General features: G+C 41.3%; 11 protein-coding genes. 4 read left to right on the top strand and 7 right to left on the bottom strand.

The window, feature by feature from the left end:
• Nucleotides 1-91: 91 nt before the first annotated feature.
• The 3 genes from ACYVIL_RS13020 to ACYVIL_RS13010 all read right to left on the bottom strand — a co-directional run bounded on the left by ACYVIL_RS13020 (nucleotide 92) and on the right by ACYVIL_RS13010 (nucleotide 7,584).
• Nucleotides 92-4,444, bottom strand: a complete 4,353-nt coding sequence (locus tag ACYVIL_RS13020; protein ID WP_460312727.1) for an ExeM/NucH family extracellular endonuclease — start codon at nucleotides 4,442-4,444, stop codon at nucleotides 92-94.
• Nucleotides 4,445-4,772: 328 nt separating this feature from the next.
• Nucleotides 4,773-5,300, bottom strand: a complete 528-nt coding sequence (locus ACYVIL_RS13015) for a DUF3016 domain-containing protein (RefSeq protein WP_460312726.1) — start codon at nucleotides 5,298-5,300, stop codon at nucleotides 4,773-4,775.
• A 259-nt stretch (nucleotides 5,301-5,559) separates the two neighbouring features.
• On the bottom strand, nucleotides 5,560-7,584 hold the full coding sequence (locus tag ACYVIL_RS13010) for a beta-propeller domain-containing protein (protein ID WP_460312725.1): 2,025 nt from the start codon (nucleotides 7,582-7,584) through the stop codon (nucleotides 5,560-5,562).
• A 199-nt stretch (nucleotides 7,585-7,783) separates the two neighbouring features.
• Here ACYVIL_RS13010 and ACYVIL_RS13005 point away from each other — a divergent pair, with 199 nt between their 5' ends.
• The 4 genes from ACYVIL_RS13005 to ACYVIL_RS12990 are packed head-to-tail and all read left to right on the top strand — an operon-like array spanning nucleotide 7,784 to nucleotide 11,048.
• Nucleotides 7,784-8,662 (top strand): MipA/OmpV family protein, encoded by an 879-nt coding sequence (locus ACYVIL_RS13005; protein WP_460312724.1) that lies wholly within the window; start codon nucleotides 7,784-7,786, stop codon nucleotides 8,660-8,662.
• Between the two features lie 41 nt (nucleotides 8,663-8,703).
• Nucleotides 8,704-9,063: a DUF3019 domain-containing protein gene (locus ACYVIL_RS13000; RefSeq protein ID WP_460312723.1), complete on the top strand. Its 360-nt coding sequence runs from the start codon at nucleotides 8,704-8,706 to the stop codon at nucleotides 9,061-9,063.
• Nucleotides 9,060-9,764, top strand: coding sequence for a response regulator (locus ACYVIL_RS12995; RefSeq protein ID WP_460312722.1), 705 nt, complete (start codon nucleotides 9,060-9,062; stop codon nucleotides 9,762-9,764). Before ACYVIL_RS13000 ends, ACYVIL_RS12995 begins: the two co-directional genes overlap by 4 nt.
• A gap of 30 nt (nucleotides 9,765-9,794) precedes the next feature.
• Entirely contained in the window at nucleotides 9,795-11,048 is a 1,254-nt protein-coding gene (locus ACYVIL_RS12990; protein WP_460312721.1) for an ATP-binding protein, read from the top strand.
• Nucleotides 11,049-11,085: 37 nt separating this feature from the next.
• Here the strand turns inward: ACYVIL_RS12990 and ACYVIL_RS12985 are convergent, their stop codons facing one another.
• From ACYVIL_RS12985 to rutD, 4 genes are all read right to left on the bottom strand, one after another.
• The gene (locus ACYVIL_RS12985; RefSeq protein WP_460312720.1) at nucleotides 11,086-11,457 is read right to left on the bottom strand and encodes a hypothetical protein; all 372 of its coding nucleotides are present in this window, start codon (nucleotides 11,455-11,457) and stop codon (nucleotides 11,086-11,088) included.
• Between the two features lie 217 nt (nucleotides 11,458-11,674).
• Entirely contained in the window at nucleotides 11,675-12,202 is a 528-nt protein-coding gene (locus tag ACYVIL_RS12980; protein WP_460312719.1) for a flavin reductase, read from the bottom strand.
• 51 nt (nucleotides 12,203-12,253) lie between these two features.
• Nucleotides 12,254-12,844 (bottom strand): malonic semialdehyde reductase, encoded by a 591-nt coding sequence (locus ACYVIL_RS12975; RefSeq protein ID WP_460312718.1) that lies wholly within the window; start codon nucleotides 12,842-12,844, stop codon nucleotides 12,254-12,256.
• A 55-nt stretch (nucleotides 12,845-12,899) separates the two neighbouring features.
• Nucleotides 12,900-13,688, bottom strand: a complete 789-nt coding sequence (gene rutD / locus ACYVIL_RS12970; protein WP_460312717.1) for a pyrimidine utilization protein D — start codon at nucleotides 13,686-13,688, stop codon at nucleotides 12,900-12,902.
• Nucleotides 13,689-13,709: the final 21 nt, after the last annotated feature.

Below are 13,709 nucleotides of genomic sequence, written 5' to 3'. Positions count from 1 at the left end.
GTGATTGTAAAGCACTCCTAGGCAATATCAGATAGACATAAAAAAACCGGTAAAACTTAGTTTTACCGGTTTTTATTTACCTAAGATTTAATTAACGAGTTGAACAAGCACGACGTGTACATAAGCTGCGTAATGCAGATACGTCACGGCTATCAAGCAAACCGTCATTGTTATAATCATGCTCGGCAACGGTCGCTTCACCGCGTTGGATTAGCAACATTAACGCACGCATATCATAAGAATCTACGTCCGTATCACCGTCTAAGTCACCAGCAACTGATGGAGACTCAAGCTCAAAGCTTATCATCACAGGATCATGATCTGACACTCTAAACATATCAGCAGAATAGAAATCAGTCACTTGAGCGTCTGATTTATACTCTACGTTGTAATCCAGTGCAAAAGGCTCATCTGCGTTAATATGCCATTCAATGGTATCAACAGCTTGGGCTAATAGACTTTCGCTGGCTAAGGCATGGTCTAAGTAACCAAACTCTCCACTGAAGGTATACGAATAAGCTTCAGCACCTTGGAAGGCTTCAACCAAGTTCACAAAACCTTGCTCTTCAAGAGCGGCAATTGGGTCTTCTTTAGCGTAAGAATTCAAATCACCAATGATTAACACATTCTCTTTAGTCGATAAGCTTTCTTCACTGGCTAACCAGGTTGCTAGCGCTAAAGATTGTTGCGTACGTTTCGCATTATAGCAGCCTTGGCCATCACCTTGGTCTGTATCATCTCCGGTAGCACTGCCACATCCTTTAGATTTAAAGTGATTTACCACAACAGTAATATCAGCGCCATTTGCAGCAGTGAATGACTGTGCAACTGGAGGACGATTAAAAATACTATCGAAGTTAATTTTCACTTCACCATCTAAAGTAACTTTGGCAGGTTTATATAACAACGCTACCGCGATAGCATCAGTGCCAATTGGACCAGAGTAACTAACAAAATCATAGGTTCCTTCACCCATTTCAGCGTTCAAACGGTCAGTTAGTTCTGCAATCATGCTGTACTCATCAAAGCCGTCATTTTCGATTTCCATAAGACCGACAATGTCAGCATCCATAGTAGAAATTGCAGCTACGGTTTTAACAATCTGACGCTCATATTCGAACAATGAATCTGCACCACGCTCGGTTGGGAAACCTTCGCCTTGTCCATCACCATTAAACAAGTTCAACACGTTTAAGCTAGCAACCGTTAAGTTACCACGGGTAATCGCTGGTTCAGATTCACGCTCATTTGAGTGCACAATCGTAGGTGTTTCAATTGGGTGAATACGGAAATGACTGAAGCTGTAATCCAATGCACCTTTAATATTGACCACGGTATCACCAGTGCGCAAGGTATTTAATGCGGAAAGGTTGCCCGTTGGATAGATAACCGTTTCTGGATTTTGTACGTCTAAGTTATCGTCCATTACAATAAAATTAAGTGCATTTTCAGCAGCTAAATCAATCGCCTCTGGCGAAAGCGGCGCATATACATTAGTTGGGTTGAACAGTCTACCAAACGACAAACCTACTTCACCGAAGCGAGCCAAAGTATAAGTATCGGTTACGGTCAGAGGAGATTCATTCTCCACCAACATATTCTCTAATGATTCCGCATCAAGAGAACTGCTAAACGGCATAGTAAAGACCGTTGAAGTCACGCTACCCGTACCACAGGCTAAGAATGCAGAAGATACATCTAACTGAGTACGACCAAAGTTTTCAGTCACTGTACCTAGTACACGTACCAAATTGCCTTCTTCAGGTAATACTTCTGACCCTGAATAATTCACGAATATACCTTCAGAAGTAGCAGGATCCGCGTCAGCGTCAGCATCTTCTTCTTGTAAATAAAAACCATTGAAATCAGCAACTACTGACGTCACCACAGCTTCAACTATGTGCTCTTCACCTTCTAAAAGCGATACAAAATCGTTACCTTGAATCGTGCTGATTAAGGTTGCTGGATCAGTACACATACCAATTTCAGGTGTTTCGTCAACGGGGTCGTCTTCACCACCGCCACTTGTGCCACCGTCGGGGCCGGAACCTGGCGTTCCATAGTCTCCGTCACCATAAGTTTCTGTAGATTCAGCTACCCAGTTTTCGCCGACATTGTTATCCAGGCTGGCTGAAATCAACGTCATAGACGCGCCATTAGGATCTGGGAAATCTGGACCACCGTCGTATTCAACAATATCTTCAATATCACCATTGGGGCGCACTAATACAACTTCATCGCCACCATTTGCTGCGGTAAATCCACTATATTGATATAAAACATCCATGCCACCATTGGTATCAGAGTCACTGTTGATAGCTAAAACCGCATAAGTTCCAGCGGCAACAAATACATCACCAGCAATGGTATGAGAATCAGAATCGTTGTCACGCAATACCCAACCATTTAAGTTAGCGGCAATAACACCAGTATTGAGTATTTCAACATACTCGCCATTAGAATCTGATACTGCACTTGGATTTTGCATAATTTCAGTGATAACTAAGTTAAAGCTAGCATCACCTGTACCTGGTGTACCCGAGTTATTAGTATCGTAGAAGTTAGTTGTGTCTTCAGCCCATTTAGTACCTATGTTGTTATCACCATATAGGTCAACCAAATACATAGACGCGCCATTAGGATCAGGGAATGTGTCGCCATTATCGTAAGCAATTTCATCAACAATATTACCTTCTGGGTCAACCAACACTAGCTCATCGTCACCGTTTGCCAATGCCATAGAACCACCATAGGCATAAGCCAAAGTAATTCCACCATTTACTGATGTATCTGCATTCTTACCTAGTACGGCATATTCGCCCACACCAATAAACACATCCTGGTCTACAACAAATGAATCTGTATCATTGTCACGAATTGTCCAACCATTGAGGTTAACCACTTGAGTACTGGTATTGAGCACTTCAAACCATTCACCATCATTATCACTAACAGTGTTAGGGTTTTGCATAATTTCAGTAATTAGCAATGCATTGGCTTCTACAGTACCTGTATCACCGCTATCTTCGCCGTCATCACCGCCATCGTCACCACCATCATCTTCATCTCCACAGACTTCAGCAGTGTATAAGGTTGCAACCCATTCAGGATGATCAATAAACGGATTACGGTTACCTTGGTATTCGTAAATGGTTTCGTTACGTTGCTGCTCCAATGAGTCAACGGGGTCATCATTGTGCCACTCAATCAAGCGGCAAAGTCTGCCAAGTTGTGCTTCGCCTGAACTGGTCAAACCGTTACTTAACACCAAGTCAGGTGTAAGATCACCTAAGCCTTCATAACGGGTGTCCATATAAAACATCATACGGGCAACGTCACCCTTCACTTCATCTCTAGGTTCAAAAGAATCACTATCAATACTGTTACTAGGAGCTTCAGCTAGAGGAGAATCGCTGTTATCGAAATCAAGATTTCCGCGAGAGCCGTTAACTGATATGTCAGAAGGACGTAAGTGATGGATATCTGTGTAAGCTTCAAAATCACGATCAGGGAATCCATGGCTGTTGGGCCATACATGTTCACGATTCCAATTGTCTGGGTCAGAGCTTTGTTCTGCACTACCGTTAGATAACTTAGGCAGTGAAATGCCTTTATAAATTAATAGCACGTTATCAGAATTACTTGGATCTTCATCTGACTCAGTTAAGGCTGTCCAGACTTGATCATAAGTCAGCACTCTATGCTCAGTAGTTATCGCGTCGGTTAAGGCTGACTTAATAATGGTACTACTAGAGCCACTGTCTACTTCGGTGATAACTGCAGCGTAGTAGCTAGCATCATCAAAGGTTGCCGCGTCGGCAATTTTGTCTAAATCAGGACAGTTGTAACAGACGCCTTCAAGACTGCCAGTATCATCGCCGTCATCGCCACCATCATCGCCGCTACCAAAAGTTTGGCCAGTATTAACAGCACCAAAAGTATTGGCCGCAGCACTTTGCCAGGCGAAGTCTGCGTATACGGTGCCAGAACCAGATAACTGCAACGAGTTACCAACAGCCGTACTGCCACTTTCAGAAACCCCAATATTGATAGATGTCATACCATCAGCAGGGCCACCTGATGCGGTAAACGAACCTTCATAGCTAATAAATTGGATAACGTTATTACTACTATCGACTAGTGCAATGGCATCGGGACCATTTTGTATACCATTTGAAGGATACAAAGCAGCGATTGTACCAAAACCATCTTGCAGGTCGGGTATACTGCCGCTTAATGAGGTTGTACTGTAGACTTCACTATTACTACCGTTATATAAAACTAAACTCCACCCACTTAAGTCAGTTCCTGCCGTGCCAGCAACTTCAATTGCTTCGCCGGAGTCCGTACTGACATTATCGTAATGAAATTCGTTGATGAATACGTCTGCATGTGCAAAAGGTGCACACACAAGCGCCAGCAACGCTGGATACTTAATTTTCATAGCCTCTCCTAACCTGAGTACTTCGAATGCCATTTAATGGCTTATAATTAATTATTTTTATTGGGCCTAGCCCTTTTATAGTGGTGCTCGGATGGTATTGTCTATGTGTGACATTTACATGACAAGCTGGACCTTTTTCCGCCAATGATATTGTCAGAAACAGGTTAGTAATTCAACGAATTAAAAAGGTCCGAAAACCTTTGGAGGGGGAATTTATTTCACCTAGAAGTTATTGAAATAATTGTTTCATATTGATTTTAAAGGGTTATTCAATTAATAAACCTGAACAAATGGTCAGAAAAAAACCGCCAAATGGCGGCATTTTTTTTCATTTTTTGGCGATTAAATCTGGAAATTCATCCTTAAACCAATCTTTAATCATTTTTTTTTCGTACCGCAAAGAATCACTTTTTGATAAAAAATTAGCATTGTCCATAAACATCATGTCTTTTAATTTCACTTCATCTGCAGAATGCAGAACCGTTCCGCTTGCATCTGTCAAAGCATAAGAAAATTTCATTCTAGGGATGTCGAGTTGTTTTACCACTCTTACTTCACCTCCGCCCGTGCCCATTCCGACAAAAGAGGAAGGCCAAACTTCACCGGCTAAATCGAGATCCGAAACGGTCATGGTCAACTTTTGGCCATCGGGTAAATCTTCCGCTAGCTTATTGATATATTCTTCAAGATCTTCAAATGTTTGCTCTCTAAATTTAGTGCGTGATTGAAGCGTCGGTTTCACATCTCGAAACTCTTTCGGGTTTTCCCATGTAATCTCTACATCGGCTTTAGCATAACTGAAACAAGAAGCCGTTGTTGCGACCATTGCAAACAATGCTAATGATAAATTTTTCATTATTAATCCCCTTTGTTTAAGTTAAATAACCTTATTCATTACAGTTTAAGCTCATTGTCTGAACGTTAACTGAATAACCTTAATCATCAAACAATAATATATCTATTTTGAGAGCTTTATTGATTCTATTAGAGTAGACAGGCAAATTAACTAAAATGTTCCCTTCGCCAAACATGTAAAACAAAAAAAGAGCCGCCGTAATGAATGACGGCTCTACAGGCCTAACGCCCTAAAACGCTAAGGCGTTAAATGGACAGCCTTAAAAAGGTCCTATGGCAGCACTCGGGTTATCCCACAATGCCTGCCAAACTTGATTTCCACGGAAGTAATACACGTAATCACCTTGGATCACGCTGCGATCATCACCAGAGTAGCTATATTCATTACTAGCATCATCCCCTTTGACATTGCCTAACCATTGCAACTCTGGCGATTCACTTTTCGATTCAACTTCAAATAACATCAAACTATTGCCCGGAACATCAACCACGTTTTCCAGGATGCTAATATCGCTGTCACTGTTGAGTTTTTCCACTGGAAAGGCAAACCGATAATGCCCGCCCACTTCCAATACACTCAACGCTTTATAATTAAACTCAACTGGCGTGAATGCATCAGCTGCAATCCATGATGAGAGTTCAATGGGGTGACTACTATCTCGAATATCAAATAAGCTGATTTTCATGCCTACGGGTTCAGCAGGCGGTGGCGACAACATTGTTTCAGCACTGCTTTTTAGGTCCGATGGATTGTTTTCAACTAGGTTGGAATCGGTGCTGTTAGCTAGATCTTCAATCTCGACTTGCTGTCCAACTCCTAACAATAAACCATTCTTAAGGGGGTGCAAATAACTGGAAAAACCTGGTATCTCTAAACTACCGGCGATAAATGGTGTTGTATTGTCACTCAAATCAATTACATATAAGGGATCAATTCGTTCAAATGTTACTATGTAAGCTTTGTCATCAATAAATCTCACTGCGTAAATATCTTCACCGGGTTTACCTATGGTTTCAGTGTGATTTTCATTTGGCAGGCTGGCAACAATCGCTAATTCATTGCCATTTTGGCTCAATACCCTAAGTTGATGAGTTGCTGGAGAAACAGAATAATCCGTAGTGACTACCCGCAAATAGCCTTCACTTTCATCAATTTTAAATAGAGGATCGCTGCGCCAGCTCAAAATACCATCTACCTCCCCAGAAGCCTGGTACGCCATAGTTTCCAAACTCACTTTATGAAAAGCAGTTTGTTGTCCTTCAATACTGCTGGCTAAGTACATGGATTGTTCCGACATATAGAGCAAATAAGCTTGTAAACTCATACAAATGGACTGGTGATCATTGGGATCTTCTATATTGACTCTCGTCACCGTCAATATCTGCGCGTAACCATCATTTTCCTCCGCAGATTCTGCAACATAACATTCTGACATATCATTCATTGCGCTGGATTGACCATCAATGTTCAAATGCGGCATCAACTCATCAGCATCTAATTGCGCGACTTTTTGATAGTTGGCCAATTTCTCTTCATCTGTACTCGCCTGCGGCTGGAGCCCTTCAATATAGGGCACATAGCTACTAACTAAGTAAAGCTGCTCCTCTATCCTTCTAGTCGAAAGCAATGCACCATCAAAGGTAAGTAGATTTGCCTCAGTGGCATTTTCGGGATCACTTACATTAAAAATTTGAATATCAAATTGCTGCTCTACGGGTTCCCAAGGCGCAATTGTAATCCCATGAATAGGATAAATAGGCGACTCAGAACTTATTGCAACTAAGCGGTTTTGGTGTAAGTAAATTCCCATAATATTGTCATCTTCACGAGCCAATTGAAGACTCTCCAAACGACTTAAGCTATTGTTGTCGCTGCGCTGAATAATACCTATATCCGCGGGGCTTTGGTTTTCATATGACCAAACAGGGTAATTTGCCAAATAGAAAGTTTGCCCATCATATTTAACTCTGTCAGCTTCATCGACGCCACTTTCAATGGTGTTCGTTGCAGAAAATTGGGGAGTTGCCAGGCTCGGACTTGCCACGTCCCCTTCGACAATAGAATCTGCAGCAAATAATGAAGCGGCATAAATCCCATTTTTAATATACTCTTCGGCTTTTCCAGCATCTTGAGCTAAAGGTCCGATAAACCCAGTTGGTTGATTGACTTGAGGAGGCGATTCAATCACTTTGGTGTTGGTTTCACTTTTCCCTCCACTTCCGCCGCATCCAGCCAATAGTAAGGCAGAATAAAACACGGTTGTTGCAACTTTATATCCGTACATGGCAAACACCTAAACCTAAATTTTGCGAAATTTATTGGACTAATCCTAGTCAATGAATTTGTCATTTTCTATTATCAATTGACAATAATTGTGAAAATTTGTAACCCTGAGATGTCCCATTGTAAAAGGTCTGTTAACCTTGAATATTGAGGGACGTTTTGCATATTAGAATTGCACTAATAAAAGGTTGAGGACTGGGGTGTTAAAACACTATCTTAAATACGTTATCTTTTTCATTGCAACGAGTTATGCAATACCAACTTTGAGCTGTGAAGCATCTAAATACTGCATTCATGAAGGAGAATGGGATATTGGTGTGGCGTTTGGATTAGGCTTACGTACAAATCCATTAGTAGACGGCGACAACTTCCCGAACCTTATATTGATTGATGTTGCCTGGTATGGCGAACAGTTTTATTTTGATAATGCTGAACTAGGCTACCAATGGTTACAAACTCAAGAGTTCGGCGTTGAAAGCTATTTAACCCTAGATCGTGAGAAAACATTCTTTGAGCTTTGGCACCCTGGCAACGTCACTGTCCCTGCCGTTCTCCCCTCTTCTCCTTCAGTAGACACGCCTGATAAAGGCTCAGAAGATGAGCCGAATTCTGATAACCTAAGATTGTCTGTTGATGAAATTAGTGACCGCAATTGGGCAATGAATTTCGGTACTCGATTTCACTTCTATAGCGGAAATCATGAAGTCAGTTTCTCCATCGAAACCGATGCAAGCAAAGTGCATAACGGTCAAAAGGCCAATTTATCCTATCAGTATTTTTGGTCAGGTGATGACTGGCAATTTGTCGTTCGTCCAAGTTTAATTTGGAAGAGCGCTAAACTAGCAAATTATTACTATGGGATTAACGAAAAAGATACTATCGACTCCAGCTTTCACTACTCGGTCTCATCTGGAATACAGCCGGGGTTATCCTTTTTATACACCCAAAAGCTGAATGAAGATTGGCACTGGGTAGCTAACCTAGCATATCGTAAACTCCATGCTTCAATGGTTAATAGCCCCATTGTTGAAGAAAACAATGTCAGCAATGTATTTTTTGGCGTGGGGCGTCGGTTTTGATGATTCACCGCAAACCAAAAACCTTTTTGGGCTCCCTATCAATGATTAGTTTGTTAGCACTTGCATACTTGCCGAACTCCTGGAGTCAAACACCGAGCTGGCGTGTACAACCAAAGGTATGCATCGTTGAAAACTTAGGGGATACCTGTGAAATGGTTTTAACCCTCAAATTTGAGAATTTAGCACCAGGAACATACTGCTATTATCAAGGGCAAACTCGATTAAACTGCTGGACAGGTGCTGCGGTTAACAAAACCCTTATTATTCGTTTCATTGAAGAAACCACGTTATATCTCAAATCTGATAATGGTAAGGTCATTTTATCCCATCAACTGGATATCAAAGCCAGAGCAAGTAAAAAGCGAGTTAGGCGGGTAAGGCAACCTTGGAGTCTATTTTGAGCAAGCGTATTCTACTAATTGAAGATGACAAACGATTGAGTCAATTAATGGCTAATTTTCTGAATCAGCAAGATTTTGAAGTTCAGTGTTTATATGATTCTGTTAATTTGTCCAACACCATGAGCAAATTTGAACCAGACATTATTATTTTGGATATCATGCTGCCAGGGGAAGATGGTTTCGAATTGTGTAAAAAATTGCGTAAAACCTTTACTGGCCCCCTACTATTCGTCACAGCTAAAAGCTCCGATTTTGATCAGGTGTTGGGGTTGGAACTCGGCGCAGATGATTATGTGATAAAACCCGTTGAACCTCGCGTATTGTTAGCGCGAATAAATGCCTTGTTAAGGCGTAGCGAAACCCTAACCAATGACACTCAATCCCAAAGCGCTCAATTACATTTTGGGCAATTGCGTATAAATCGCAATTCTCGACAAGTATTTTTAGCAAATGAGACCATACAATTGACCAGTCATGAATTCGATATGTTGTGGAAATTAGCCAGCAATCCATCCAAATTGGTTGAACGAGAGACCCTTTACAGTGAATTAATTGGCAGAGAGTATGATGGTTTAGACAGATCAGCTGATGTCCGCATTTCTCGTTTACGCAAAAAGCTCAGAGATAATCCGCAAAACCCTTATAAAATCAAAACAATTTGGGGCAAAGGGTTCTTCTTCGTTCCTGATGCTTGGGAGTAACCCCATTTTGAAAAAATCCCCAGCAACAACATGACTCGGTTATTTCTAAGCCTATATATTTTTATCGCCTTATCCTTAGTTGCGTTAAGTGCTTTGCTCAACCATGTCTTTTTTAACGATGACAGCATTAATCAAAGTGATGCCTTACTCATTAATTCACTCACTGCTTTGCACCAACGAGGTGGGATAACGGCTGGTGATCTAGATACCAAGCTGTTTTCAGTGAGAACATTGAATAAAGGTGATATGGCATGGAACGCTGAAGAATTAACAACATTAGAAAACCAATTACCTGTTGTGTTATTTGATAATCACAAGGGTACTCAAATCTATTTTCAATCACCCAGCGAAAAATTGCTTGAGATTACCTTATTGCCCAATCAAACAAGCAACAGCAAATACATACTTTACAGTGGTTTATTTTTCTTTCTATTAGCAGGTGTAATTGCGCTGTGGTTATGGCCTTTGTGGAAAGATCTCCTACAGCTAAAACAAACGGCAACGCGTATTGGCCCAAGCGGAGATTTCCCACCTATCGAAATCGACCGAACTTCAGTTGTGTACCCAATTGCTATTGCCTTGAACGACTTGGGTAATCGGGTACGAGAATTATTAAATACACAGAGAGAGCTAACGGGGGCGGTTGCCCACGAATTCAGAACTCCCCTGTCTCGCTTAAAATTCGCCATTGCGGCTCATGATTATGCTCAAGGGGGCCCTTGGAGCGAGATGAATAAAGATATTGATGAATTAGAAAAGTTAGTACAGGAAATGTTGAGCTACACCAGTATGGAAGTGCAAGAGCCAGAGTTAAACATCACAGAGATCCCCCTTCTCACCTTATGTAAGCAACGGGTTAGCTATATACAGAAAAGTATTCCATCCCAATTAAAAATTGATATTGTCGGCTCAGATTATACTATCTTAGGTGACGAACACTTCATCGAAAGGGTAATAGACAACCTATTTAATAATGCCAGTCGATATGCGCAATCAACAATTTCAATTCAGGTTTCCCGTGACTCAAAAGGAATATTAGTGCGCATGGAAGACGACGGCTTAGGGGTACCTGAAATTTATCAAAAACGTATTTTCGAGCCTTTCTTCCGTCCAGACAATAGTCGTGATAGAAAACGTGGTGGCGCAGGATTAGGACTGGCGATTATCAAACGCATAATGCACTGGCATGAAGGTGAGTGCTGGGTTGAAAACGCCGAATTAGGTGGCGCAAGCTTTTGTCTTTTATTTAAAACTGCACCTATGATTAAGTCGCGTAACAATTGAGCTCATATCCAGATACAAAGGTTATGTTGCAACTCCCCTAGCCAGACTCGCTAACTTGTAACAAGGTAGAATGACTAATTGTGTGACAAACCAGCTCTAAGTTTGAGCCATTTACGTAAGGATTGATTTCGCGCTCAATACAATATTTAGCGTGGAAATTCACTAGGTTTTCAGAACTATCGGTAATTTGTAATATATAATCTCGCTGAAAATCACGCATTTGTTCAGTGTAAGGAGCCAAAGAATAACGCACATCTTTAAGTTGCGTTTTTTCCATTTTCATGGATATATCAGTCATGAATTGGGTTAAGCTATTTTGAATATCCGCTAGCAAATACTGAGCAAATGGCGAGCGCAGCGCCATGACTAAGATCACTATTTCCGCTAAAATAATTAAATACCTAAACATAGTTTCACATCTAAACAGGACAAAAAATGCCCAGAGCCAAAACGGAAGTCTAACTTAGACTAACTAGTCTAGCTTTTAAAGACTCAGGTATTATCCATGCTTATACAAGAGTCTGTTAATCAATACCCATATAAACAAATACTTAGCTCAATTTAATAACCAGATAATTGTTTTATAAAAGCTGTAGGCGAAAAAGCCTCTATGCTGACAGTAAAATTCAATCACGCAAATGGTGATATCCCCGTTGGAAATAAACTAAAGCGCCAGCTTGTTCTCTTTGCTTCACTGCGACGACCTCACAAAAGATAACATCGTGAGTAGCAACACTTTGAATATGCGTGATTTTACAATCAAAGGCGACAGCAGCGTCTGCTAGCACTGGCGACCCGGTTTTCAATCTTTCCCACTTCCCTATTGCAAAACGATCTGCCATTGCAGCTTTACCACCAAATACATTCGACAATGGTTCATGGCCTTCGGTAAGTGTATTTATCGCTAAATAAGGACTGTCAACGAACGCACTGTGTACCGAAGCACTTCTATTTAAACAGACCAATAAGGTCGCCGGATTATCACTTACACTGCATACCGCAGTTGCAGTAAACCCCACATCACCAGTATCACCAGAGGTAGTGACGATATTAACGGCACCGGCTAAACTTGCCATGCTATCTCGAAAACACTCTGGTGTTATGCAAGGCATCCCATTAGATTGTGAGGATGATTTTTTTATATCTGGTTCCACTGGACCACTCCTAATTACATTCGCCTTTAACAGCAGAGTAAAGCCAAAGGGCTATACAATTTCACAGGCTTCATCAAAGGCCAAACGAGGAAGTCGCTTATGCACTTTGATGCCATCACCGTAACCTAAGTTAATCAAAAAATTAACTTTCCACGTGCTGTTTTCAAAGAAGGTTTGATTAAGCAACTCGGGATTAAACCCTGACATTGCGCCAGTGTCTAGCCCTAGAGCTCTGGCAGCGCTAATTAAATAAGCGCCTTGTAGAGAGCTATTACGCATGGCAGTTTCGTAGGCTGCATCCGGACTGGAAGTAAACCAACTGCGGGCATCCGCGTAGGGAAACAGAGTCGGTAATTGCTCATAAAATTCACTATCGTATGCAACAATCACGGTACAAGGCGCACTCATAGTTTGCTCTATATTGCCATTAGATAAAGCTGGTTTTAGCTTCTCCCTGCCCTCATCTGAACTGATAAAAACAAAACGAGCCGGACAGCAATTAGCGGATGTTGGCCCCAATTTAACCAAGTCATACAACTGCAATAGCAATTCTTTGGGTATGCTTCGATCCTGCCAGCTAGTGTGAGTATGAGCTTGAGTGAATAATTGCGCTAATGCCGCATTATCTAATTGTGTTGTCATAATTTATAAATTCCAAACCGAGTTATGTCAGAGTCACCTGAAATTAGGCGTTGATTCAATGACCCTTTAAAAAGTGATTAAGATGTTCAAGTAAAAGCTGATTAAATTCATCAGTTATGGTTACTGTACACGCATGCCCGCCATATTCAAAAATGTGTAGTTTTGAATTGCCAATCCCATTTGCCAAGATAGCAGAACGTTGCCATGGTACTAAGGCATCGTCTTTATTGGCAATTATTAGGGTATTGGTAGTGATTGCATTGAGTTGCCCATCGATATCAAACTGGCTCAATGCGGAGATTCGGGCCAGCAAATTTTGTTTATCGGGAAAGCTTTTCAACATATGTTGTTCTTCGAGGTTGAGTAATTCGACATTTTCCGCAATCCAATCCGGCGGATAGAGCATAAGTGCCTGCATCTGCAAGTACACTTCGGCTGAACAATTATGTAATAGTGCCTTGCGAATATTAAAACAACGAAGGGTGTGTGGGTTTGGGCTACTCCAGGCGTTAATGAGTACCAAAGATTGAAGGATCTCTGGACGTTGCAGGGCAATTTCTAACCCCACCAAACCGCCCAATGCATGGCCAACGAAATGACATTGTTGTATTTGGATATCGTTTAATAATGCGAGTAATTCTTTGCTCATCGATTTTATCGAATAGTCGTTAGGTAAACTCGCTGGACTTCTTCCTGTTCCATTATGATCATAAACAATTATCCGCCATGTGGATTCTAAAACTGGTATTAGTGTTTCCCAAAAACGCCCAGAGCCACCCAATCCCGAACTTAAAACCACGGTGGGCGCAGTACTATCTTGCAAACCAACTACTTCGTAAAACATGTTGCTCACTTATTCATTTAA

Source organism: Aliiglaciecola aliphaticivorans (assembly GCF_054782055.1).
Note: the sequence above shows the minus strand (reverse complement) of the source record. Positions and strands in the feature narration are given on the sequence as shown.